The 22,814-nt window shown below is 65.2% G+C and carries 23 protein-coding genes; 12 read left to right on the forward strand and 11 right to left on the reverse strand.

From position 1 onward, the window contains the following. Positions 1-2 precede the first annotated feature (2 nt). A complete protein-coding gene (locus IEW81_RS09225; protein WP_097059840.1) occupies positions 3-1,151 on the reverse strand; it encodes a MalY/PatB family protein in 1,149 nt (382 codons plus the stop codon). Between the two features lie 115 nt (positions 1,152-1,266). After that, positions 1,267-1,530 carry a hypothetical protein gene (locus IEW81_RS09230; protein WP_097059620.1) on the reverse strand — a complete coding sequence of 88 codons (264 nt, stop codon included), beginning with the start codon at positions 1,528-1,530 and terminating at the stop codon, positions 1,267-1,269. A 133-nt stretch (positions 1,531-1,663) separates the two neighbouring features. Between IEW81_RS09230 and IEW81_RS09235 the strand changes: the two genes are divergently transcribed. Next, positions 1,664-2,632, forward strand: a complete 969-nt coding sequence (locus IEW81_RS09235) for a ring-cleaving dioxygenase (protein WP_097059621.1) — start codon at positions 1,664-1,666, stop codon at positions 2,630-2,632. Further along, positions 2,625-3,239, forward strand: a complete 615-nt coding sequence (locus IEW81_RS09240) for an alpha/beta hydrolase (protein ID WP_097059622.1) — start codon at positions 2,625-2,627, stop codon at positions 3,237-3,239. Before IEW81_RS09235 ends, IEW81_RS09240 begins: the two co-directional genes overlap by 8 nt. A gap of 21 nt (positions 3,240-3,260) precedes the next feature. On the opposite strand, the gene IEW81_RS09245 is transcribed toward IEW81_RS09240, so the two are convergent. After that, positions 3,261-4,310, reverse strand: coding sequence for an LLM class F420-dependent oxidoreductase (locus IEW81_RS09245; protein WP_097059623.1), 1,050 nt, complete (start codon positions 4,308-4,310; stop codon positions 3,261-3,263). A gap of 62 nt (positions 4,311-4,372) precedes the next feature. Here IEW81_RS09245 and IEW81_RS09250 point away from each other — a divergent pair, with 62 nt between their 5' ends. After that, a complete protein-coding gene (locus IEW81_RS09250) occupies positions 4,373-5,542 on the forward strand; it encodes an alanine racemase (RefSeq protein WP_097059624.1) in 1,170 nt (389 codons plus the stop codon). An 11-nt stretch (positions 5,543-5,553) separates the two neighbouring features. Here the strand turns inward: IEW81_RS09250 and IEW81_RS09255 are convergent, their stop codons facing one another. From IEW81_RS09255 to IEW81_RS09265, 3 genes are all read right to left on the reverse strand, one after another. Further along, complete coding sequence (locus IEW81_RS09255; protein ID WP_229671327.1) at positions 5,554-6,210, reverse strand: M23 family metallopeptidase; 657 nt, start codon at positions 6,208-6,210, stop codon at positions 5,554-5,556. A gap of 229 nt (positions 6,211-6,439) precedes the next feature. Further along, positions 6,440-6,877 carry a DUF2269 family protein gene (locus IEW81_RS09260; protein ID WP_097059625.1) on the reverse strand — a complete coding sequence of 146 codons (438 nt, stop codon included), beginning with the start codon at positions 6,875-6,877 and terminating at the stop codon, positions 6,440-6,442. A 126-nt stretch (positions 6,878-7,003) separates the two neighbouring features. Beyond that, positions 7,004-8,548: an amino acid permease gene (locus IEW81_RS09265; protein ID WP_097059626.1), complete on the reverse strand. Its 1,545-nt coding sequence runs from the start codon at positions 8,546-8,548 to the stop codon at positions 7,004-7,006. A 202-nt stretch (positions 8,549-8,750) separates the two neighbouring features. On the opposite strand from IEW81_RS09265, the gene IEW81_RS09270 reads away from it, so the two are divergent. The 5 genes from IEW81_RS09270 to IEW81_RS09290 are packed head-to-tail and all read left to right on the forward strand — an operon-like array spanning position 8,751 to position 13,782. Then, positions 8,751-10,124 carry a glutamine synthetase family protein gene (locus IEW81_RS09270; RefSeq protein WP_097059627.1) on the forward strand — a complete coding sequence of 458 codons (1,374 nt, stop codon included), beginning with the start codon at positions 8,751-8,753 and terminating at the stop codon, positions 10,122-10,124. Then, complete coding sequence (locus IEW81_RS09275; protein ID WP_229671328.1) at positions 10,111-10,866, forward strand: gamma-glutamyl-gamma-aminobutyrate hydrolase family protein; 756 nt, start codon at positions 10,111-10,113, stop codon at positions 10,864-10,866. Before IEW81_RS09270 ends, IEW81_RS09275 begins: the two co-directional genes overlap by 14 nt. Next, on the forward strand, positions 10,863-12,224 hold the full coding sequence (locus IEW81_RS09280) for an aldehyde dehydrogenase family protein (RefSeq protein WP_097059629.1): 1,362 nt from the start codon (positions 10,863-10,865) through the stop codon (positions 12,222-12,224). Before IEW81_RS09275 ends, IEW81_RS09280 begins: the two co-directional genes overlap by 4 nt. Before the next feature lie 24 nt (positions 12,225-12,248). Continuing rightward, entirely contained in the window at positions 12,249-13,037 is a 789-nt protein-coding gene (locus IEW81_RS09285) for a 3-oxoacyl-ACP reductase (RefSeq protein WP_097059630.1), read from the forward strand. A gap of 19 nt (positions 13,038-13,056) precedes the next feature. Next, entirely contained in the window at positions 13,057-13,782 is a 726-nt protein-coding gene (locus tag IEW81_RS09290; RefSeq protein WP_097059631.1) for a FadR/GntR family transcriptional regulator, read from the forward strand. Positions 13,783-13,793: 11 nt separating this feature from the next. Here the strand turns inward: IEW81_RS09290 and IEW81_RS09295 are convergent, their stop codons facing one another. From IEW81_RS09295 to IEW81_RS09305, 3 genes are all read right to left on the reverse strand, one after another. Further along, positions 13,794-13,976 carry a hypothetical protein gene (locus IEW81_RS09295; RefSeq protein ID WP_097059632.1) on the reverse strand — a complete coding sequence of 61 codons (183 nt, stop codon included), beginning with the start codon at positions 13,974-13,976 and terminating at the stop codon, positions 13,794-13,796. A 168-nt stretch (positions 13,977-14,144) separates the two neighbouring features. Continuing rightward, positions 14,145-14,723, reverse strand: a complete 579-nt coding sequence (locus IEW81_RS09300; protein WP_097059633.1) for a hypothetical protein — start codon at positions 14,721-14,723, stop codon at positions 14,145-14,147. A gap of 2 nt (positions 14,724-14,725) precedes the next feature. Then, positions 14,726-14,917 (reverse strand): hypothetical protein, encoded by a 192-nt coding sequence (locus IEW81_RS09305; protein WP_097059634.1) that lies wholly within the window; start codon positions 14,915-14,917, stop codon positions 14,726-14,728. Positions 14,918-14,973: 56 nt separating this feature from the next. On the opposite strand from IEW81_RS09305, the gene IEW81_RS09310 reads away from it, so the two are divergent. From IEW81_RS09310 to IEW81_RS09325, 4 genes are read left to right on the forward strand one after another with little or no spacing between them, the layout of a single operon-like run. Continuing rightward, complete coding sequence (locus IEW81_RS09310; RefSeq protein WP_179691755.1) at positions 14,974-15,126, forward strand: hypothetical protein; 153 nt, start codon at positions 14,974-14,976, stop codon at positions 15,124-15,126. A 53-nt stretch (positions 15,127-15,179) separates the two neighbouring features. Continuing rightward, on the forward strand, positions 15,180-15,728 hold the full coding sequence (locus IEW81_RS09315) for a TetR/AcrR family transcriptional regulator (protein WP_097059842.1): 549 nt from the start codon (positions 15,180-15,182) through the stop codon (positions 15,726-15,728). Between the two features lie 43 nt (positions 15,729-15,771). Then, on the forward strand, positions 15,772-18,699 hold the full coding sequence (locus IEW81_RS09320; RefSeq protein ID WP_097059635.1) for an MMPL family transporter: 2,928 nt from the start codon (positions 15,772-15,774) through the stop codon (positions 18,697-18,699). Then, positions 18,696-20,399 carry a YhgE/Pip family protein gene (locus tag IEW81_RS09325; RefSeq protein ID WP_097059636.1) on the forward strand — a complete coding sequence of 568 codons (1,704 nt, stop codon included), beginning with the start codon at positions 18,696-18,698 and terminating at the stop codon, positions 20,397-20,399. Before IEW81_RS09320 ends, IEW81_RS09325 begins: the two co-directional genes overlap by 4 nt. A 455-nt stretch (positions 20,400-20,854) precedes the next feature. On the opposite strand, the gene IEW81_RS09330 is transcribed toward IEW81_RS09325, so the two are convergent. Together IEW81_RS09330 and IEW81_RS09335 are read right to left on the reverse strand one after the other, a co-directional pair. After that, the gene (locus IEW81_RS09330; RefSeq protein WP_229671351.1) at positions 20,855-21,697 is read right to left on the reverse strand and encodes a hypothetical protein; all 843 of its coding nucleotides are present in this window, start codon (positions 21,695-21,697) and stop codon (positions 20,855-20,857) included. A 2-nt stretch (positions 21,698-21,699) separates the two neighbouring features. After that, positions 21,700-22,722, reverse strand: coding sequence for a TerC family protein (locus IEW81_RS09335; protein ID WP_097059638.1), 1,023 nt, complete (start codon positions 22,720-22,722; stop codon positions 21,700-21,702). Positions 22,723-22,814: the final 92 nt, after the last annotated feature.

The raw sequence follows: 22,814 nt of genomic DNA on the forward strand, positions 1-22,814 counted from the left end.
TCTCACGCGAACGCAGAAGCCATGCGCTCCACGGCTTCCTCGAGCACAGTCGGGTCGCAGGCGAAGTTGATGCGAGCGTGGCCGCGGCCCGCCGCGCCGAATGCGGGCCCGGAGTTGAGGGCGACCCTGGCATCCTGCAGCACCCGCTCCGCCGGATCCATTCCGAAGCCCAGGTCTCTGAAGTCGAGCCACCCGAGGTAGGTTGCGGTTGGGCGGCGGTAGTGCACGACCGGCAGCTTGCGGTGCAGCAGGTGAGCGAGCAGTGCGTCGTTGCGCATAATCCGGGAGATCGTGGCGTCGAGCCATTCCTCGTCGCCATAGGCCGCAACATTGGCATGCAGGCCCAGGATGCTCGTGCGTGACGCGACCTCCTGGGGGAACCTGTCGAGCATGGCGAGCGTGCGGGCATCCGACGGCACCATCAGGGCGCACTTCATCCCCGCCATGTTCCAGCCTTTGCTGGCGGAGGTGACGGTGACGGAGCGCGCACCGACCTCGGCGGCGACGGTTGCGAACGGCGTGAATACCGCGCCGTGATGGGTGAGCGGCGCGTGCACCTCGTCGGCGATGACGAGCACGTCATGCCTGGCTGCGAGCATCGCGAGGTCTACGAGCGCCTCGCGGTCGTGCGGAACCCCGAGCGGATTGTGCGGATTGCAGAGCAGCACAGCGCGAGCACCAGCGATAAAGGCCTCCTCGATGCGCGCGAGATCCAGCTGCCAGCCTTCGACGCGTTCGAGCATGGGCACATCGACGAGCGGCAGTCCCGCCTCCTCCACCAGCTCGAAGAACGGCGGGTAGACGGGCGAGCACACGACGACGGGGGAGCCGGATGCTACGCCGAACCGCAGGCTCTCGACGATGCCGACGCTCACATCCGTCGCCACGCGCACCCAGGCCGGATCCACTGTCCACCCCCAGCGCCGCTGGGCGAACCGGGAGAACGCGTCGGCGAGTGGCCCCGCCGAGTCGATGTAGCCCAGGTCGGAGGTTCTCACCCGCTCGATGATCGCCTCGCGGATGCGTTCAGATACCGGATAGTCCATCTCGGCGACGAACAGTGGCAACACGCCCTCCGGATAGCGGGTCCACTTGAGGGACGAGCGCGACGACCTGAGAAGATCCGCCGGGCCGGATGAGGCGATGGACATGACCCAAGCCTGCGCCACATCGGCGATCCGCGCCACTGCGGCGCGTCATCCGGAGTCGCACGGGGCAAGCCAGACCGAGTGTTTGCTCGACGCCAGTCCCGGGCCTATCGTCATTTCATGGCACCGGATAGCAGAGGAATCGCGTCCACCAGTAGATCGTCACGGCTACCCTCAGGGCTGCAGCGATCCACAGGTTGACGACCCGAAATCGAAGCACGGTGAAGATCGCGGCAAGCGCCGTGAGGAATGCTGCTCCGGATAGGGAGATCCATTCCATTCGGACGCGGTCGGGGTAAAGATCGATGTAGCGTTTGTCCGGGATCTCCGCGCCGCCGATCGGCGACAGCCCCAGCGACGCTGCTCGAATGGTATGGCACATCCAGTCAGATTGCGGCCCGGAAGATCTGCGCACCGGTTAAATTCCGGGCGGCGGGAATACTCCAGCACTCTATGCGTTTGTATTGACTAGCCGTACACAACACTCAGCCGTACACACCACTCAGGGAGAAATCATGGTCGCCGCTACCTCCGGTCTTCATCACGTCACCGCGATTGGTGGGGATCCGCAGAAGAACATCGACTTCTACATCACCGGGCTGGGGCTGCGGCTCGTCAAGCGCACCGTCAACTTCGACGATCCGAGCACGTACCACCTCTACTACGGCGACGAGGCTGGCCAGCCCGGTTCGCTCATGACGTTCTTCCCGTGGAAGGGTGTGCCCAAGGGCCGCATCGGTGCAGGGCAGTCGACCTCGACCGCATTCTCGGTACCTGCCGGAAGCCTCGGCTGGTGGAGCGAGCACTTCGCTGCGCTCGGCGTCTCGAGCGAGATCACCACGGAAGGTTCAGAAGAGGAACGCCTCTCGCTGCGCGACCCCGACGGCCTGCAGCTCGACCTCATTGCAAGCTCCATCGCCGATCCCCGCAATCCGTGGGATTCGGCATCCGTGCCTGCCGAATACGCCGTTCGCGGCCAGCACTCCTCTGTGCTGACGGTTCAGGATGCCGCAGGCACCGTCGCGCTTCTCACCGACGACCTCGGGCTCAAGGTCGTGTCTGAGGTCGGGGATCGCACCCGGCTCGCCGCCGGGGATGCGCTGCCCGGCAACATCGTCGACGTGATCTCCGACCCCTCCGCTCCCGTCGGGCTGACGGCCGGAGGCACCGTGCACCACATTGCGTTCCGTGTGCCGGACCACGAGACCCAGGAGCTCTGGCGCCAGGACCTGGTCAGCCGTGGGCACCAGGTCACGGCAATCCTCGACCGGCAGTACTTCACCTCGATCTACTTCAGGGAGCCGGGTGGGGTGCTGTTCGAGATCGCTACAGATACACCCGGATTCGACATCGACGAGCCGCTGCTCGAACTCGGCCGCAGCCTGAAGCTTCCGCCGTGGCTGGAACCGTCGCGCGACGACATCGAGCACGCGGTCATCCCAATCGTGGTGCCCGGGGAGAACAACCCGGCCGACCATGGCTGACCTTGAGAGTTGGCCGCACCTGTTCGAGGCGGGAGATGGGCCTGTGCTGCTCGCACTGCACGGCACGGGCGGCAACGAGCGTGACATCCTGCCGCTGGCGCGAGCCATCGACGAGACGGCAGCCGTGCTCGCGCCCCGCGGGCAGGTGACGGAGGGCGGTGCGCTGCGCTGGTTCCGGCGCCTCGCCGAAGGAGTCTTCGACGTGGATGACGTGGTCACTCGCGCGAGCGACCTCGCGGAGTTCGTGGAGTGGGCCGTCGAGCATTACGGGCTGGAAGGTCGTCGCATCGTCGCTGTCGGATTCTCCAACGGCGCGAACGTGGGCCTTGCGACGGCAGCCCTGCACCCGCAGGTGCTCCCGGAAGCCATCGCATTCTCGGGCATGTACCCGTTCGGGGACCGGCCGTTGACGACCAGCCTCGACCGAAGCAGGATGCTGCTGGCCAACGGCACGGCAGATCCGATGGCCCCGAGCCCGAGTGTGGCAAAGCTCGCGACCGAGCTCGGTGAGCAGGGGGCCAAGGTCACCCGCCACGAGCGGCCCGGCGGCCATGGGATCGATTCGGGGGACGTGGACGCGGCACGGGAGTGGCTGCGCGGGCTGTAGTCAGGCCTTCCGATGCTGTAGTCAGGCTTTCCGAAGCAGGTCCCGTGCCGCCTCGACGGCCTCTACCCGGCCCTGCCGAGTGGATGCCACGGGCGCGATCATCACGGTCGTCACCCCGGATGCGACCAGGGCTGACAGGCGCCGCGCGACCTCGGCGGCTGTTCCGATGAGGCACGTCTCGCGCACGAGGTCGTCTGGGAGGGCATCCGCTGCCGCCTGCTTCTCACCGGCAAGGTAGAGCTCCTGCACCCGCGCGGCCTCATCGCCGTAGCCGTAGCGCGTCGCCAGGTCGTTGTAGAAGTTCGCCCCGATTGCTCCCATGCCTCCGACATACAGCGCGACCCGCTGGCGATGGGCCTCGAGCACCTGCTCGTCGTCGCCGATGAAGAAGGGCGTGGAGACCATCACATCGAGCGCTGCCAGTTGCGGGCTGCGTTTTGCGGTGCCCTCGGCCAGCGCTTCTCCCCAGGCCAAGTGGGCCTTCTGCGGGTGATAGAGCAGCGGTAGCCAGCCATCCGCAATCTCAGCGGCCTGCGCCACCGCCCTGGGAGTCAGGGCGGCGAGCGCGATCGGGATGCTGCTGCGCACAGGCGTGTTGATCAGTTTGAGAGGCTTGCCGAGCCCGGTTCCTTCGACTGCGGTGAGGGGGATCGTGTAGTGCTTGCCGGAGTGGATAAGTTTCTCTCGACGCCAGACGGCCCGGCAGATCTCGACGGTCTCGCGCAGGCGGCCGAGCGGGGCGGTGAACGGAACACCGTGGAATCCCTCGATCACCTGCCCGCCCGATGATCCGAGCCCCAGCTCGAACCGCCCGTCCGACATCGAGTCGAGACTCGCGGCGGTCATGGCGATCAGCGTGGGGGTGCGGGAGTAGATCGGAATGACTCCCGACGACAACCCGATGGTGGATGTCACTGCCGCCAGGTAACCGAGCCGGCTCACCGCGTCGAAGGAGTACGCCTCCGCGACCGAGACGATATCGGCACCGGCCCGTTCGAATTCGATGACGTCGAGGCTGGCTTCGATGAAGTCATCCGAGTAGTCGACGATCACGCCGAGTCGTGCGCTCATCGCTGTCCGAGCCTCATCGCTGTTGGGGCGTCATCGTCATGAGCCAACGCTAGCCTGATCGGGTGGTTGAGACAGTGCTGGGGCCGTGGGCCAAGTCATTCCCGCCGTCGAGCTGGGGACAGTCGATCCGCCAGTTCGTGCAGTCCCAGGCTCGGCTCTCGCACTTCGCCACCCCGTTACTCACGATCGATCACAGCGCCACCAGGCACAACGTCGGAGTGATGGCGGCCTGGCTGGCCGAGCGCGGCCTCCAGATCGCTCCCCATGGTAAAACGACCATGGCGCCGCAACTGTGGCAGCAGCTTCTCGACGGTGGCGCATGGGGTATCACGCTCGCGACGGCCTGGCAGGTGCAGCTCGCGCGATCCTTCGGCTTCTCGCGCATCATCATGGCGAACCAGTTGATCGATCCGGTTGGCCTGGCCTGGCTGAAGGCCGAGCTGGTCGACCCTGGCTTCGAGTTCGTCTGCTGGGTCGACAGCGTGGATGCCGTGGAGCTGATGCGGCGCGGGCTCGCGGGCGCCGCTCGCCCCGTGAACGTCGCGATCGAGCTCGGTGCGGCGGGCGGACGTACGGGAGCGCGCTCTACCCAGGAGGCTCTCGCCGTGGCCGCCGCCATCGAAGCAGCCCCCGAACTGAGACTCGGCGGCGTTGCCGGGTACGAGGGCTCATACGCAAACGACAGGAGCGAAAGCTCGGTCGCGGCCGTCCGTCGATATCTCGACGAGCTCGTCTCGCTGCACGACGCGATCCGGTGGGAGGCCAAACCCATCGTCACCGCGGGCGGCAGCGCGTTCTTCGACCTGGTCGGCGACGCACTCGCGCCGTTGAGCGACAGGGCCACGGTCATCCTGCGATCGGGTGCGTACCAACTTCAGGATGAGGGCTTCTATGGCGCGCTCACGCCTCTACCGCAACTGCGATCGGCCGTGCACGGCTGGGCGCGCGTGCTTTCTCGGCCAGAGCCGACGCTGGCAATTCTCGATGGTGGCAAGCGGGACTTTCCCTATGACCTCGGCCTGCCCGCCACCAGCTTCGGCCGCGTCGACAGGGTCAACGACCAGCATGCCTACCTCCCCGTGACTGGTGAAGGTCTTTCCATCGGGGACGTGCTCAAAATGAGACTGTCACACCCGTGCACAGCGTTCGACAAGTGGCGCGCCATCCCGGTGATCGACGATTCAGGAGTCGACGATCCGACGGTGGTCGACATCGTCACGACCTACTTCTGAGTCAGAGCAGGCTACGGCAGCCACGGCGCCGGGTCGGTCTTCGAGCCATTCACCCAGACCTCGAAGTGGAGGTGGGCGACAGTCACGTACCCGGTGTCTCCGACTGATCCGATCATCTGGCCTGCTTCGACGGCCTGGCCCGCAGACACGAGCTGGGAACCGGTGATCATGTGGGAGTACAGCGTGGTGACGCCGCCGCCATGGTCGATCTGCACGTACTGGCCCCAGCCGCCATCCTGTGAGACAGCGCTGACGACACCGGGTGATGCTGCGACGATCGGCTGGCCGTAGCCAGCCATGATGTCAATTCCACCGTGGAACTCCGAACCGCGGTAGCCGAAGCCGTCGTTGACGCCGCCGGAGGCTGGCCACACGGCGAGCTTGCCTGTCACGTTGGAGTAGGCGACGGTGAACTGCGGAACAGCGATGGGCTCAGGCGGTGGTGGAGGTGGCGGCGGGTCTGTGATGCTGAAGCCGTCGCGGGCGGCCGGCGCGGATATTGCCGCCGATGCGACGAGGGCCTGCGGGTCTGCCGTGCGAGCACTCGCGTTCGACGCGGCTCCAGCCTCGGCGAAGGCCACCTGCGGGGATCCGGGGAGAGCTGAGGTGGGGATACTTGCACCCATGACCAGCGCAGCGACGGCGCAGATTGTCAGTGTTCGTTTCACGAATCTCGTTTCGGGTTTGCGTGCGCCCGGGATGGACACCGTCAGTTGAAACCATGTTTCGCCACCCTGGTTGCGACCGCTTGTGGCGGGCTCGGTAACCGGTGGCACTGACGACCGTTTTGCTGCGACCGGGGCCGAAGCGTCTAAACGGGACCCTTAAAGTTACATTCCCATCACAAAAGACACAACTGTGAGGACGAAGTCGTGCGTAATTCCGGCCTCGACGGCGTCATGGACGCCACACCATGAGCACGACGACGGCCACGAGAAGCAGGGTGACCAGACCCGACAATCCGGCAATCCGGCCGTACACCCTGGCATCTGCAGTGGTCCCGTCCGCGAGGTGAAAGCCAGCCCGGCTGAGCAGCGGCGCAACCAGTGAGAGGCTCACCACCACCGCCACAGCGTTGAGGATGATCGAGGCCAGCAGCCAGGGCGTGCCGATCGTGAGCTGGTCCTCCGGATCGACGAACGACACGAGCAGGAAGCCGGTCACTACAACGACGAGGGATAGCCATGAGAAGAATCTCGTCGACCTTGCGATGCTCGCGACCTGATCGGCGCTACCCGAGCGAATGGCACGAAGACCGATCATCGGGAGGATCGCCATCGGCCCGACGATGAAGACGCCAGCGGTGACGTGGAGGATGGTCAAGAGAGTTTCCATAGCCGAAGCCTGTCGCTGACCCGTGACCGCCGGCAGGGCCGAAAGTCCCCCCGGCAACGAGGATGGCCCCGGATTCCGCATCCGGGGCCATTCTGTTGAGCAGCGATTAGTCCTGTAGTGCAGCGACTAGGTGGTTGTGCCCGGTCCCGTCTTCGCGGCAGGGTCGAACATCTCTGACTCCATGGCGTCGTATCCCTCGGCCTGCGGGTCGCCGTGAAGGCCACCACTCAGGGCGTACTCCTCCTCGGGGGAGAGCACGAGACGGTGCCGCCCGATGAGCGCGAAGAGGGCGAGCATCACTGCGTACACGACCGCGATCGCAACGATCGCCGGTCGAGCGGGCTCGTTGATGAAGAAGCCGAAGAAGATCGCGATCGAGAGCACGCCCGCAATGACAGCACCCGGGATTCCCCACGGACTCTTGTACGGGCGTTTCGCGTTCGGGTACTTCTTTCGCAGGATCACGAACGAGACCATTTGTAGCGCGTAGGCGATCACCGCGCCCCAGATGGCGATATTGAGCACGATCGCTCCAGCGACTCCGGCAGCGCCACCGAGCGAGTCGACGAGCACCAGCGCTATGAAGCCGATCACCGCACCGACGAGCAGCGCGATCCCGGGCGTCTGGCGCTTGCCGGTAAGCGACAGGAACTTCGGGTAGTAGCCGGCGCGAGAGAGTGAGTACATGTTTCGACCGTACGCAAACATGATTCCCTGCAGCGAGGCGAGCAGCCCGATGAGGGCAAACAGGGCGAGCACCGCCGCGAGTTGGTCGCCGACGATCGCCCTGAACCCGTCCAGGAGCGGCTCGCCAGCGGAGCCGATCGCTTGCGATCCGACAACGCCCGTGTTCAGGAACAGCACGAGAAGGCCGGTGACGATGAGCGTTCCGCGAGCGATGATGCCGGCGCGCGGAATGTCGCGCACAGGGTCATGCGACTCTTCGGCCGCCAGCGGCAGTTCTTCGATGCCCAGGAAAAACCACATCGCGAACGGCAGCGCGAAGAGGATCGGGACGATTCCGTGTGGCAGGAAAGCTGACTGCCCGGGATCGGGGACGATGTCGAAGACCTTGTCCCAGCTGAACTGGCCCGAGAAAGCGGCCATCGCGGAAAAGACTAGGAGGATGACGATGGAGATGATCGACACCACGATGGCGAACTTGAAGGAGATAGCGGCACCAGCGGTGTTGAGGCCGATGAACACGGCATAGAGGACGAGCCACCAGACCCAGGTTGGCAGGGAAACGCCCAGGAGTACCGAGGTGATGCCGTCAGCGTATGACGCTGAGAAGTACACGATTACCGCGGTCGTTGCCACATACTCGATGGTTTCAGCGAGCCCGGTGACGAAGCCTCCCCATGGCCCCATCGCTGAGCGAGCGAACGAGTACGCACCGCCAGTATGAGGCTGGGCTGCCGCCATCTCCCCGATGCTGAAGATCATGCCGTAGTACATGACCACGAGGATGGCGAAAGCGATGAGCATCCCGCCGAAACCGGCGTACGCGACACCGAAATTCCAGCCCGAGAAGTCGCCGGAGATGACGGCAGCAACTGCCAGGCCCCACAGGCCCCAGATCCCGGCGCTTCGCTTGAGTCGGCGTTTCTCAAAGTAGCCATCGCCGGCCGTGGTGTAGCTGACGCCTGAGACACTCCTGCTGTCTGCCATTACTGTCCTTCCAGAGCTGGATCGGGTGCGCAACGCCAACCAGACGACGGCGTCTGCGCTTATCCGAGAGCTTGGCCTCTATTGGTACCGGGTGTCTACCTTTGGATGTTAAATACGCGTTACATTAGGCGAGCACTCGTCGGATCGGCTGTGGTGTAATGGTCGGGTTAGGCGCCCGCCGGCAAGTTCAGAGGAGCAATCGATGACGTCGACGCCACATACGGGCAACCTTTCGATAGAAGAACTCGGGGCCTCGGTCTCGGCACATGAGGTCGATACCGTGATCATCGCGTTCACCGACATGCAGGGTCGACTCGTCGGCAAACGCGTGTCTGCGCGCCTGTTCCTGGAAGAGTTCGCCGAGCACGGAGCAGAGTGCTGCAACTACCTGCTCGCTGTCGATGTCGAGAACAACACCGTTGACGGCTACGAAATCTCGTCCTGGGCGCGTGGATACGGCGACATGGCGATGATGCCCGATATGGACACCCTGCGCCGCGCCCCCTGGCTCGAGGGAACGGTGATCGTGACCGCCGACCTGACCTGGCTCGATGGCACACCCGTGCCGCCCGATCCGCGCCAGGTGCTGAAGCGCCAGATCGCCAGGCTCGCCGAGAAGGGGCTCACGCCATTCGCGGCGACCGAGCTGGAGTTCATCGTGTTCGACGACACATACCGGGATGCGTGGAAGAAGAAGTACGAGGCTCTGACGCCTGCCAGCGACTACAACATCGACTACGCGCTCATGGCATCCACGCGCATGGAACCCCTGCTCCGCGACATCCGCAATTCGATGAACGGCGCCGGCATGTACTGCGAGGGCGTAAAGGGCGAGTGCAATCTCGGCCAGCAGGAGATCGGCTTCAGGTTCACCGATGCGCTCGGCACCTGCGACAACCACTCCGTCTACAAGAACGGCGCGAAGGAGATCGCGGATAAGCACGGCAAGTCCCTGACCTTCATGGCGAAGTTCAATGAGCGTGAGGGTAATTCCTGTCACATCCATCTCTCCGTCGTCGGCAAGGATGGCGAGGCCGTCATGGCTGATGAGAACGGCCCCCACGGCTTCTCGAAACTGATGGAGCACTGGATTGCCGGCCAGCTGAAGACCATGCGGGAACTCACGTTGTTCTTCGCCCCCAACATCAACTCGTACAAGCGCTACGTCGCCGGGAGCTTCGCCCCGACCGCCGTCGCCTGGGGGCTCGACAATCGCACCTGTGCCCTGCGCGTGGTCGGCCACGGCCGGTCGCTGAGGGTGGAGAACCGCGTTCCCGGAGGGGACGTCAACCAATACCTCGCCACTGCGGCGCTTATCGCTGGCGGGCTCTACGGCATCGAGCATGAACTCGAACTCGAGCCGATCTTCGAGGGGAACGCCTACGAATCCGATGCTCCCCGGGTTCCGACCACCCTGCGGGACGCCGCCCAGCTGTTCTCCCAGTCCGCCGTCGCACGCGAAGCGTTCGGCGACGATGTCGTCGAGCACTACCTGAACAACGCGAGAGTCGAGCAGGCCGCATTCGATGCCGCCATCACCGACTGGGAGAGGGTGCGCGGCTTTGAACGCTTCTAGTCGACCGACCGCGCCGGTCATCGGCCTCACCACCTATCTCGAGCAGTCGCAGACAGGGGTCTGGAATGTGCCCGCTGCCTTCCTCCCGAAGGTCTACTTCGATGCGGTCAATCGCGCCGGTGGCATCGCCGTGCTGCTACCGCCCCAGGCCGTCGATGCCGCCATCGCGGGCCGAGTGCTTGACGGACTCGACGGACTCATCATCAGCGGCGGCAAAGACGTCGACCCGGCGCGCTACGGGCAGGCGGCTCATGCTGAGACTGACGAACCGCGCCGTGACCGTGACGCGTGGGAAGACGGCCTGCTGACGGCCGCTATCGCCCGGGACCTCCCTTTTCTCGGGATCTGCCGCGGTGCACAGATGCTGAATGTGACTCTCGGTGGCACCCTGCACCAGCACCTGCCGGACGTGATCGGCTCTGAGCGCTACAACGCCGGCGGTGGGGTGTTCGTCGACAACCATGTGCTGGTGGATGCCGACAGCCACATCGCCGGCCTTATCGGCGGGGCGGTCATCGGCAAGTCCTACCACCACCAGTCGATCGATCGCGTGGCGGACGGGCTGGTCGTCACCGCGCGCACAGACGACGGAACCGTGCAGGCTGTCGAGCTGCCGAACCTCCGTTTCGGAGTGGCTGTGCAGTGGCATCCTGAGCAGGATTCCGACGATATCAGGCTGTTCGAGGGGCTCGTCTTGGCGGCTCGCGAGTACAGCATCGCCCGACAGGAAGGCTCGATGTGAGCAGCTCCATTCTCGTCAATCCCGCAACCGAGGCCCAGATCCGGGAGGTCGAACACACGACGGTCGAGGGCGTGGATGACGCCGTCGCCCGTGCCGTGGCCGCGCAGAAACTGTGGGCAGCGCTGGCTCCTGCGGCCCGCGCCGGAGCACTGCGCGACTTCGCGAGCGCCGTGGGCGGTGCCGTGGAGGAGCTCGCAGCGCTCGAGGTCGCCAATTCAGGGCATCCCGTCACGCAGGCTCGCTGGGAGGCCGGGCATGTCCGCGATGTGCTCACCTATTATTCGGCGGCGCCAGAGAGGATGCTCGGCAAGCAGATTCCCGTCGCTGGCGGGCTCGACGTGACCTTCCTCGAGCCGCTCGGCGTCGTCGGCGTCATCGTGCCGTGGAACTTTCCCATGACCATCGCCAGCTGGGGCTTCGCGCCGGCGCTCGCGGCCGGTAACGCCGTCGTGCTGAAGCCGGCAGATTGGACGCCGCTGACGGCGATCCGTCTCGGCGAGCTCGCGCTCGAGGCCGGGCTTCCCGACGGGCTGTTCCAGGTGCTGCCGGGCCGGGGATCGGTGGTGGGCGAGCGCTTCGTCACCCACGAGAGCGTGCGGAAGATCGTGTTCACCGGTTCGACCGCTGTCGGAAAGCAGGTCATGGCCGGATGCGCGGAGCAGGTCAAGGCGGTCACGCTCGAACTCGGTGGCAAGAGTGCGAACGTGATCTTCGCCGATTCCGATCTCGAGAAGGCCGCAGCGACCGCGCCGTATTCCGTGTTCGAGAACGCCGGACAGGACTGCTGCGCCCGGTCGCGAATCCTCGTCGAGCGCAGCGTCTATGACAGGTTTCTCGAACTGCTCGAGCCCGCGGTCAAAGGCGTCGTCGTCGGCGACCCCACTGCCGAGGCGACGGAGATGGGCCCGCTCGTGTCGAAGACGCACTTCGATTCGGTGAGTTCCTACATTCCGGATGACTCGCAGGTGGCGTTCCGCGGAAGCGCGCCGACCGGACCGGGCTTCTGGTTCGCGCCGACGGTGCTGCTGCCCGAATCACGCAGGGACCGCACGGTCACCGACGAGATCTTCGGCCCGGTCGTGACGGTGCTGCCATTCGACGACGAAGCCGACGCGATCGCACTCGCCAACGACAGCGTCTACGGCCTGAGCGGCTCGATCTGGACGAGGGATGTCGGCCGCGCGATCCGGGTCTCCAGGGGCATCGAGAGTGGCAACCTCTCGGTCAATTCGCATTCCTCGGTGCGCTACTCCACTCCATTCGGTGGGTTCAAGCAGAGCGGCCTCGGCCGGGAGCTCGGCCCTGATGCCGCAGCGGCGTTCACCGAAACCAAAAACGTCTTCATCAGCACCGACTAACACAGCGTCTAGCGAAGGATTCCCATGGCCATCACTCCCATCGACCTCACCCAGCGGCTCAAAGGAAAAGTCGCCGTCATCACCGGCGGCGCCGGAGGCATCGGATTCGCGACAGCGCGCCGTTTTGCCGCTGAGGGCGCGATCGTCGTCATCGGGGACTTCAATACCGAGGCCGGCACGGCCGCAGCGGCGGAGATCGGTGGCCTGTTCATCCAGGTGGATGTCACCGACGAAGCCCAGGTGAACAACCTGTTCGACACCACCGCCGCCACCTACGGCTCAGTGGATATCGCGTTCAACAACGCGGGCATCTCGCCGCCGGACGACGACTCCATCGAGACCACGGAGCTGCCGGCGTGGGATCGCGTGCAGGACGTGAACCTGAAGAGCGTGTACCTGTGCTCGAGGGCCGCGCTGAGGCACATGGTGGCGCAGCAGAGCGGATCCATCATCAACACCGCCTCGTTCGTCGCGGTGATGGGCTCGGCCACCTCGCAGATCTCGTACACGGCCTCGAAGGGCGGCGTGCTCGCGATGACGAAGGAGCTCGGTGTGCAGTTCGCTCGGCAGGGCATCCGCGTCAACGCGCTCTGCCCCGGACCGGTGAACACGCCCCTGCTGCAGGAGCTGTTCGCGAGCGACCCCGAACGCGCACAGAGGCGACTCGTGCACATCCCGAAGGGCCGGTTCGCCGAGCCCGAGGAGCTTGCGGCCGCTGTCGCGTTCCTGGCCAGCGACGACGCGAGCTTCATCACCGCCTCGACGTTCCTCGTCGACGGTGGCATCAGCTCGGCATACGTCACGCCGCTGTGATCCACCATGGTGGCCTCGAATGAGTGATCTCGCGCCAGCCGGGCTCGCGGACGGCGTGCTGTTCCGGCCCGTTCGCGGGGGCAACGCGTTCGAGGACACCGTCGCGAGACTGCTGCAGACCATCCGGCTCGGCATCGTCGAACCCGGGGGAGCGCTGCCGCCCGAGCGCGAGTTGGCCACCCGATTCTCGGTCAGTCGTGACACGGTTCGTGAAGCGATCAAGTCCCTGTCCGAGGCCGGATATCTCGTCTCCCGGCGTGGTCGGTATGGTGGCACGTTCGTCAACGACCCCCTCCCGGAGCGCGAGGTTCCGGATGCAGCGCCGCCGACGCAGGCCGAGATCGACGACGTGCTCGGCCTGCGTGACATCCTCGAGGTCGGAGCTGCTCGTGCGGCTGCCGCCCGCGAGCTGGGGGCGGTCGATCGTGAACTACTCTGGACGCGCCTCGGAGAGGTGAGCACGGCCGCGGTCGACGACTACCGCAGGCTCGATTCGCGGCTTCACCTGACTATTGCCGAGCTCACGGGGAGCCCCTCGCTCGTGCCGCTGCTGGCCGACAACCGCACCCACGTCAATGAGCTGCTCGACGGGATTCCGCTACTCGCGCGCAATATCGCGCACTCGAACGAGCAGCACGAGGCGATCGTGGTGGCTATCCTGACCGGCAGCCCCGACCGCGCTGGCGACGCCATGAGCGAGCACCTGGCAGGTTCGGCCGCGCTGTTGAGGGCGTTCCTCGGCTGACATCTTCTGGATCACCCGGCAGGAGCCGCCGAGTGTTCCGCTTCTGCTGCCGCCGCGAGATTCTTGCCCCGCGTGGCATCCGTCTTCGCGGCCTCCCGCGGGGCGAGGAGCGCCTTCTGCTGCGAGGCGGACAATGACTCGAACGTCAGCAGCACGCCAGCCCCGGGCGGATCGATTTTCAGGGCACTCGGCATCCCCGTGACCCTCGGTGCATCGTGACTGTCGCATCGTCGATCTCGAGCGGGAGGTCGATCTTGTCATGCCCGGAGATCCCACCGGATATCGCTTCACGAGCCCGAGAGCTGCCGCACGACGCGTCCGCACGACGCTAGGCCAGCACGCTGGTGGACGAGACTATCCCGTCAGTCCGCCGGAGGAGCCGGAGGATTACGCGGGGTGCGCGGAACGCGCGGCTTGGTGGCTGATTTCATGACGGGAGGGACGGCTGCCGCCGGTTTCCTGACAGGGAGTTTCTCCGTGGGCGCCGTGTCCTCAGACGTGGTCACGGGGGGCACGACTGTCGCCGGTTTCGTGACCGGGTACTTCGCCGTGGGCGCCGTGTCCTCAGGTGCCGAGGCGGGAGGGACGACTGCCGCCGATTTCGTGACGGGGTACTTCTGCGTGGGCGCCGTATTCCCGGGTGACGTGACGGGGGCGGTGGTCGAGGTCACAGTGGCGGTGGTCTCCGGGGTTTTGAATGTGGGGGTGGCGGGAGCGGGCCCCGCAGGCGCTGCTGGCGCAGGCGCAGCGGCTGCTGGTGCCAGTGTCACGGGGGAGTTCTTGACCACGTAGATCTTCGCTGCGACGGTCGCTACGAGCAGGAATCTAACGAGCAGGAACACCAGGGCTGCGGCGACGAGGATCAGGAAGAAGCAGATGAGGCCGCCGACGAGCGTCGTGACGAAGTTGAGTGCATCCCAGCCATACAAGTTATCGAACACGGTTAGTCTTCCAGTTCGTCGTCGCCGTTAGCCTGTTTGACGATGGTGCCGATCGCGATCGCGACGGTCGCGCCCCAGCTGATCCACATCAGGATGAGCCGCCAGTCACGGGGACCTTTGCGAGTCGACTGCAATGTGCCCCAGCCGCCGACGACGGCGCTGAGAAGGGTCGTGTTGAACAGGAACTTTCGCACTGTGCCTCCGAAGCTTTTCTTCAACGGTACTCGGTTCACCCCGGTGCGCGCTTCGGGTGATTCCGGCCACTGGGAAGACATCGATTCTCGGTGGGGGACTGATCGTCGTCGCCGTCTTCCTGTCCCTCGATGCCGGTGTCGTGCTGCTGGTCCCGGTCGCGGCAGTGATGCTGGCCCAGGGGAGGCGCGGTGAACTGGAAATTAGCTGACAGGATAAACGATTCTGAAAGTGCTGACCGATCGGTCAGCTATTCTCGAATCCATGTCTACCCAAGATGAACTGCGCGTCATCGCGCTCGCGGAATTCACCTCTGCGGGCTACTCGGCGACCTCGCTCCAGCGCATCGCTGAGCTTGCCGGAGTCTCGAAATCGAGCGTGCTGTACCACTTCACATCCAAGGAGCAATTGCTCGAGGCCGCGATCAGCCCCGCGATCGACCAGATGGAGACCGTGCTCGCGCCGTTGGAGACCATCGGGAGCCTCGGAGACCGCCAGCGGTTCCTCGAGGATTTCGTCGATTTCCTGCTGATGTACCGGCTCGAGGTCAACATGTTCATCAACCAGGGGCCCTCCCTGGTCGATGTCCCTGTGATCGAGCGCGGGAGCGCCTTGGTGGTTCGGCTCGCGCAATTCTTCTCCCAGAATTCGCAATCCGTCGAAGAGAACATGCGCTTCGGTATTGCCCTCGGTGGGGCTGCGTACATGTTGTGCACCGCATCCACCTATGGCCTCGAATTTCCCGCCGATGAGACCAGGGCTGCTCTCATCTCCATCATGAGCGAACTGCTCGCACCGATCAGCACCCGCTGATCCTCACCCGATAGTCACTCTCGAAACCACCCTGGGGTCACCAATGGCAACTCTCCTCTACCGGCTCGGCCGCTTCGCGTACCGGCGTCCCTGGCGCATTCTCGGGGTGTGGCTGTTGCTCATCGTCGGAGTGCTGGGCGGTGGCATCGCCCTCGGCGGCCAGACGCAGGAATCCTTCGTCATTCCCGGCACCGAATCGCAGGATGCGCTCGACCGCCTCGAAGCCGTGTTCCCCTCCGTCGCCGGGGCTAGCGCGACAGCCGTCGTCGTGGCCCCGGCCGGGGCATCCATCGACGATGAAAAGGCTGGCATCGAGAACCTCGTCACCACCATCGGAAACGTCGAAGGAGTCGACTCCGCCCTCAGCCCGTTCAGCGAATACGCAGGAGACGCCATCAGCAATGACGGCAACATGGCGATCATCAGGGTGCAACTGGTCGGCTCCTCAGCCGAGGTCTCAGAGCAGACGATTGCCGACCTCAAAGCGACCGCCGGTGTTGCCCAGGGTGATGGGCTCAGGGTCGAATTCGGCGGCCAGGTCTTCCAGGACAACACGGTCGGCATCACCGTCACCGAGGTGTTCGGCGTGCTCTTTGCCGGGGTCGTGCTGTTCATCACCTTCGGTTCGCTGCTCGCAGCAGGAATGCCCCTGATCAGCGCCCTCATCGGCGTCGGGATCGTCATGGGCGCGATCATCTCGCTCTCGGCGTTCACGACAGTGTCGAGCTCGGCTCCACTGTTGGCGCTCATGATCGGCCTCGCGGTCGGGATCGACTACGCGCTCTTCATCCTGTCCCGGCATCGAACCCAGCTGGCCAGGGGCGAAGACCCCGAGGAGTCGGCGGCGATGTCCGTCGGTACTGCGGGCAGTGCCGTGGTCTTCGCAGGGATTACCGTCATCATCGCACTGCTCGGGTTGCTTGTCGTCGGCATCCCGTTCCTCAGCGTCATGGGGGTGGGCGCCGCCGTCGCGGTGCTCATTGCGATCGGGGTAGCCACCACCCTGCTGCCAGCGTTCCTGGGGCTTGCTAAGGGCCGCCTCGCGCCGAAGACCGGCTCCCGGTCGTGGAAGCGCGCCAATGCAGAGCCCGGCCAGCAGAAGACCATGGGCATGCGCTGGGTCAAGGGTGTGATGAAGCATCCGATCCTCGCCACCATCGCGGTGATCGGCATTCTCGGAACGCTCGCCATCCCCGCGTTGAGCCTCGACCTGAACCTGCCGGATGGCGGGTCAGAGCCCGCGGGCTCCACCCAGCGCGAGGCGTACGATCTCGTAAGCGACGGCTTCGGCGCCGGCTACAACGGACCGCTCATCGTCGCTGTCGACATCACCCAGACCACGGACATCCTGGGCGATCTCGGCTCGATTGCTGATGACCTGCGGACCCTGCCGGATGTCGCGTTCGTCTCGCAGGGCATCCCGGATGAGGGCCTCGACACCGCGATCCTGCAGGTGACCCCCTCCAGCGCCCCCGACGCGGTCGAGACCAAGGAACTCGTCGAGGCGATCAGGGAACTCGGCCCGATCATCGAATCGCAGTACGACACCCCGATCTTCGTGACCGGTGCCACCGCCATCGGCATCGACATCTCGAACCGACTGACAAACGCTCTCGTGCCATTCGGACTCATCGTGGTCGGGCTGTCGATCATCCTGCTCATCGCCGTATTCAGGTCGGTGCTCGTGCCGATCAAGGCGGCCCTCGGGTTCCTGCTCTCCGTCGTCGCGTCGTTTGGAATCGTGGTCGCCATCTTCCAGTGGGGCTGGTTCTCCGAACTGCTGCACGTCGAGAACCCCGGCCCGATCCTGAGCTTCATGCCGATCATCCTGATGGCCGTACTGTTCGGCCTGGCCATGGACTACGAGGTGTTCCTCGTCTCAGGGATGAGGGAGGAGTACGTCAAGACGGGCGACGCAAGACACTCGGTCAGTACCGGGTTCGCCAACGGTGCCCGGGTCGTCACGGCCGCGGCCCTCATCATGTTCTTCGTGTTCTTCGCCTTCGTGCCCGAAGGCAGCGGGACCATCAAGGGCATCGCCCTGGGCCTCGCGGTCGGCATCGCGCTCGACGCGTTCCTGGTACGTATGACGCTCGTGCCCGCGCTCATGACCCTCTTCGGCAATGCTGCATGGTGGATGCCCCGCTGGCTCGGTCGCGTACTGCCGATGCTCGACATCGAGGGTGAGCAGTTGCGCGAACACAAGCACTCCCTCGATTGGGCTGCACGAACCACGGCGGTGCTGAGTGCTGACAACCTCGTCGTCGGTTCAGCGGACGACAGCGTCGGACCCTTCACGATCTCGGTGGCCGAAGGTTCCGTGGTGACCGCCAGCGGTGACGCCATGGATCGTCGACGGCTGGCCGCGACCCTGGCCGGGAGGCTCGAGCCACTGTCGGGACAGGCACAGGTGGGCGGGCATCCACTTCCGTCGGAAGCTGCAGCGGTGCGCGCGATCGTGGCGCTGGCCGACATCGGCGGAAGCCAGAGTTCCGAGTCGGGTGTCACGGTCGGGGAGCTCCTCGACGAACGTCTGGAACTGACCCAGCCCTGGTACCGCATGTTCACGATCACCAGGCAGTCACAGCGCTGGCTCGACAGGATGAATGCCGTGCTGGGCGAGGGTCGCAGGGAAGTCCAGCGGGACAGCACGCTGGTCGGCCTGCCGCAGCTCGAGCGCGCTGTCGCACTCGCGACTGTGGCCATCGCCGAGCGACCGACGGTGGTCATGCTCGACCAGCTCGACGCGTTTGCCGACCCCCGCGATGAAGCCGCGTTCGTCGCTGCCGTGTGTTCCCTGGCGAGCGCGACGACAGTGATCGTCATCGGCACACCACCGGCCTCGCGACTCGGTCGCACCGCATCGTTCGCGAACGCGACGGGCGGCAGGAAGCACGTCGACATCGATCTCTCGGAGCCACTCGACCTCCCTGAATCCCGCCACCTCAGCACGGAAGGAGTCGTCCGATGACGACCACTACTCGAGCGTGGCGCCGCGTCGGCCTCGCCGCCGTTGTCCTGATCCCCCTCGCCTTCACCGGACTGTTCGTCGGGGCGCTCGGCCAGGGGGAGAAGTCGCTCGACAGCATCCCGGTGGCCATCGTGAACGATGACACCCTGCAGAACACCACGGCACCCGATGGCACAGAGACACCGGTGTTCGCCGGTCGACTCCTGGTCACCGAACTCACCGGCGCCGATGGTTTCGACTGGACGATTACCAATGCTGAGGATGCCGCGGCAGCTCTCGACGCGGGCGAGGTGTATGCCGTGCTCACTGTGCCGTCCAACTTCTCGACGTCGATCCTGTCGCTCTCCAGTGCCACACCGCAGCAGGCGGACATCTCGATCCGCACCGACGACTCCCACAGCTACCTGACCGGATCGGTTGCGCAGGTCGTGGGCCAGACGATGACAGACACGTTCGGCAAGACCATCACCGCCCAGTACATCGGCGGCATCTACGCGAGTCTGGGTGACCTTGGAACCTCGCTCGGAACCGCGGCCGAGGGCGCCACCCAGCTATCGATGGGCGCGACGTCCCTCTCCAGTGGGCTCGGCGAATACACCGCAGGAGTCGGGTCGCTGGCCGGTGGCCTGGACGATCTCCGGGATGGTGCATACGGGCTCATCGATCTCACCGACGGTATCGCGAGCTACACGGGAGGGGTGTCCCAGCTCTCGGGCGCATTGTCGCAGCTCACCCCGGCCATCGAGGCCAACCCGACCGTCGACCCCGCCATCTCGGGCGGGCTGCGGGCGATCGCCGACAAGCTCGCTGGAGCCGCGGCCGGCGGCTCGACACTGAGTTCCCAGGCGACCTCGGGCATCGAGGGTGTGCAATACGGCATCTCCCAGAGCGCAGACGGGGCCGCACAGTTGAGTGCAGGCGGGCCCGCGCTGGTGAGCGGGGCGACTGGACTCGCCACCGGTGCCACAGACCTCGCCACGGGGCTGCAGTCCGGTGCCGATGCTGTGCCTGCCGCTGACCCTGGCACCGCGGCATCCATGGCCGAAATTGTGGCCGACCCCGTTACCCTCTCGGTATCGACCGCCAACCCGGTGTCGAACCTCAGCCAGGTGGTGGCGACGTTCTTCATTCCGCTGGGCCTGTGGGTCGGAGCTCTCGCGGTGTTCCTGGTGATGCGCCCGGTCACAACCCGAGCTCTCGCGTCGACCGCTCGCAGTGGCCGCCTCGTCTCAGCAACGCTCGGTCGAGCCGCCATCGTCACCGCGGCGCAGGCTGTGCTTCTCGTCGGCCTGCTGCACGGTGCACTCGGGGTTGGCTGGAGCCTACTTCCGGCGACACTCGGATTCTCGCTGCTCATCGCCCTCGCTTTCACCGCGTTCCACTACCTGCTGACGACGGCATTCGGTCGCGGAGGGCTTGTGATCTCGCTGTTCCTGCTGGCCCTGCAGCTGACCTCGACGGGCGGAATCTACCCGATCCAGGCCCTGGCAGCGCCGTACCAGGCGGTCAGTCCGTTGCTGCCCCTCACCTATGCCGTGAGCGGCATACAGGGCATCGTCGCGGGTGGGAGCGCAGTGACGGTGGTCTCCGCTGCCGTGATCCTGTTCATATTCGGCGCGGCAAGCACACTGCTGGCGGTGGTCGCCATGCGGCGTTCCCGTCGGGCCAGAGCGCTCGGGTTGACACCGGTCACCGCCTGAGAGTGCGACGATAGACACCGCGTTTTCGTTCAACTGGTCTGAACCGAAATATTTTCATTGAAAGGTTCGGCCATGGGCACAGCGCATCTCATGGGGCCTGCCATGGTGGTCATCCGGGCACTGTTGACATGACCTGTGTCGCGTTCGGCACCCTGGGCACCCGGCCAGGAGGAATGCTCCCCGTTTGGCGCTGGGCGCTCATCGTGGGGGTTCTTCAGCGGTGGCAGCGTCAGTCCGGACGGTTTTGCTCTTCCATCGTCCCTACGATGTCAACGGTACATACGTCACTGCCGGGACAGCAATGATTGCATGTCCCGCATATCCCGCATATCCCGCATGTCCCGCAGTGACCGTCGCGGCTGTTGTGTGCCGACGTCCCGGGCACGTCTCGGTCTAGAGCGCGCCCGGTTTCGACCTCGCATCCAGCTGCGTATCAGCGGAAACCTGCCGGCTGCTCATCGCCCGAAGAGGTCGTCCAGCCCGGGAAGGGTGAAGCCGGATCCGAGCTCGCTCACCTGGTCACCGAGCCCCGAGACCGTATCGCCGGCGCTGGTCGCAAGCTCGTCCACGCCCCCGCTGAGGCCCCCAAGATCCACGCCTCCGGCGATGGACTCCAGGTTGATGCCGCTCGCGAGGGACTCGAAGTCGACTCCGATATTCGCCGCCTGCTCCAGAAGGGGGCCAGCGACGGAACTGATGATGGCTCCGCCGGCGACCGCGGTGAGAACGCCGCCAGCTGCGAGGCCCGCTCCCGCTGCGGCTCCACCGATAAGCGCGCCACGACCAGCGCCATGGCCGGCCCCACCGCCAGCGCGCGCCAGGAGGCCCCGAAGGAGCCCGGGGCGGCTTGCCTCGGTGCGCGCAGCGGTTCGAGCGAGGTCGTCGGCGGTAGAAGTGCGCGGTCGTTCGTGTGCGGGCAGTTCTGCGTGCATCCGCTGCTGGATCTGATCTCGCTGCGCAGGTGTCAGCCGTTCGAATGCCTCACGGTGCACGAGTTCTACCTGGTGCGGGTCTGCAGTCTGCAGCAGGTAGTCGTACCGGGCGATCGCGGCCCGATCCGCGTCGCTGACCGGCACGGGGGGCACGGTGCTACGGCCCTGGACCGGCTGGGCGGCGGGGGAGCTGTTGGACGGCTCAGCCTGACGGCCGGGCTCAGGATTGCGGCCGTCGCCGGTCAGCGCCCCTGCCGCCGTGCGAACGATTGCCCGCCAGTCGGTCTGGCCAGAGTTGCCACCCTGGTTCGACGAGCCGGACTTGTCGAGTGCCTTCTGTGCGAGGCCGGTCAGCTTCGAGAACATGCTCAATTCGAGTACTCCTTTTTGATGGACGGATCGATGGCGGGAGGCGTGTCTGCGTCTGGACGGTCTTTGCGAGTCTTCAACAGGCTCGCGACGGTCGCAACGGCAATCGTGGCGCCGATGAACAGCAGGGAGAACGAGATCGGAATCTCGGGCACCCACAGCAGCGGCTCTCCACCGTTGATGAACGTCAGTTCGTTTACGTGCAACGCGTGGAAGACGAGCTTCACACCGATGAAGGCCAGGATGACCGCGAGGCCCTGGGACAGGTAGACGAGACGCTGCAGCAGTCCGCCGATGAGGAAGAACAGCTGGCGCAGGCCCATCAGGGCGAAGGCGTTCGCTGTGAACACGATGTACGCCTCGTTCGTGAGCCCGTAGATGGCGGGAATGGAGTCGACCGCGAAGATCAGGTCGATGAAACCGATCGCAACGATCGTGAGAAGCATCGGGGTGACGAACCGCTTGCCGTTCTTCTTCACGGTGAGCCGGTCTCCGTGATACTCGTCGGTCACCGAGAGGTGGCGGCGCACGAACCGCATGAACCGGTTGTTCGCCGGATCGGTCTCATGGCTCGAGAACGCCTGGCGGTAGGCCAGGAAGAGCAGCAGTGCACCGAACAGGTAGAAGATCCACGACAGATTCTCGATCAGGGTCGCGCCGATCGCGATGAAGCCACCACGCAGGATCAGCGCGATCACGATGCCGATCATCAGCACCTTCTGCTGGTAGGCCTTCGGCACAGCGAACGCGCTCATCACCAGCAGGAACACGAAGAGGTTGTCGATCGAGAGTGCCTTCTCGGTGAGGTAGCCGGCGAAGTACTCACCGCCGAACGTCCACCCTGAAACCACGCCGATACCGACACCGAACAGCAGGGCGAGACTGATGTAGAACACCGACCAGCGGGCCGATTCGCCAATGGTGGGTTCGTGCGGTTTGCGCACGTGGACGAAGAATTCGTACACGAAGAAGAGAATCGTCACCGCGATGGTGAGAATCCAGGTCAGGGGTGTGATCTGCATGAAATAACTCCAAGGGAGGGTTGGCGTGAATGTGGCGCCAAGGTCTCCTCCGCCCGAACCGATCGATAGAGATCAGTTCAGAACCGGCGGCC

It is taken from the genome of Salinibacterium xinjiangense, assembly GCF_014645015.1.
GTDB lineage: Bacteria > Actinomycetota > Actinomycetes > Actinomycetales > Microbacteriaceae > Rhodoglobus > Rhodoglobus xinjiangensis.

What these genes read in the sequence shown, in the direction of transcription:
- IEW81_RS09225 (WP_097059840.1), bottom strand. Translation starts at nt 1,151, where the DNA reads ATGTCCATCGCCTCATCCGGCCCGGCGGATCTTCTCAGGTCGTCGCGC.
- IEW81_RS09230 (WP_097059620.1), bottom strand. Translation starts at nt 1,530, where the DNA reads ATGTGCCATACCATTCGAGCAGCGTCGCTGGGGCTGTCGCCGATCGGC.
- IEW81_RS09235 (WP_097059621.1), top strand. Translation starts at nt 1,664, where the DNA reads ATGGTCGCCGCTACCTCCGGTCTTCATCACGTCACCGCGATTGGTGGG.
- IEW81_RS09240 (WP_097059622.1), top strand. Translation starts at nt 2,625, where the DNA reads ATGGCTGACCTTGAGAGTTGGCCGCACCTGTTCGAGGCGGGAGATGGG.
- IEW81_RS09245 (WP_097059623.1), bottom strand. Translation starts at nt 4,310, where the DNA reads ATGAGCGCACGACTCGGCGTGATCGTCGACTACTCGGATGACTTCATC.
- IEW81_RS09260 (WP_097059625.1), bottom strand. Translation starts at nt 6,877, where the DNA reads ATGGAAACTCTCTTGACCATCCTCCACGTCACCGCTGGCGTCTTCATC.
- IEW81_RS09265 (WP_097059626.1), bottom strand. Translation starts at nt 8,548, where the DNA reads ATGGCAGACAGCAGGAGTGTCTCAGGCGTCAGCTACACCACGGCCGGC.
- IEW81_RS09270 (WP_097059627.1), top strand. Translation starts at nt 8,751, where the DNA reads ATGACGTCGACGCCACATACGGGCAACCTTTCGATAGAAGAACTCGGG.
- IEW81_RS09285 (WP_097059630.1), top strand. Translation starts at nt 12,249, where the DNA reads ATGGCCATCACTCCCATCGACCTCACCCAGCGGCTCAAAGGAAAAGTC.
- IEW81_RS09290 (WP_097059631.1), top strand. Translation starts at nt 13,057, where the DNA reads ATGAGTGATCTCGCGCCAGCCGGGCTCGCGGACGGCGTGCTGTTCCGG.
- IEW81_RS09295 (WP_097059632.1), bottom strand. Translation starts at nt 13,976, where the DNA reads ATGCCGAGTGCCCTGAAAATCGATCCGCCCGGGGCTGGCGTGCTGCTG.
- IEW81_RS09315 (WP_097059842.1), top strand. Translation starts at nt 15,180, where the DNA reads ATGTCTACCCAAGATGAACTGCGCGTCATCGCGCTCGCGGAATTCACC.
- IEW81_RS09320 (WP_097059635.1), top strand. Translation starts at nt 15,772, where the DNA reads ATGGCAACTCTCCTCTACCGGCTCGGCCGCTTCGCGTACCGGCGTCCC.
- IEW81_RS09325 (WP_097059636.1), top strand. Translation starts at nt 18,696, where the DNA reads ATGACGACCACTACTCGAGCGTGGCGCCGCGTCGGCCTCGCCGCCGTT.
- IEW81_RS09330 (WP_229671351.1), bottom strand. Translation starts at nt 21,697, where the DNA reads ATGTTCTCGAAGCTGACCGGCCTCGCACAGAAGGCACTCGACAAGTCC.
- IEW81_RS09335 (WP_097059638.1), bottom strand. Translation starts at nt 22,722, where the DNA reads ATGCAGATCACACCCCTGACCTGGATTCTCACCATCGCGGTGACGATT.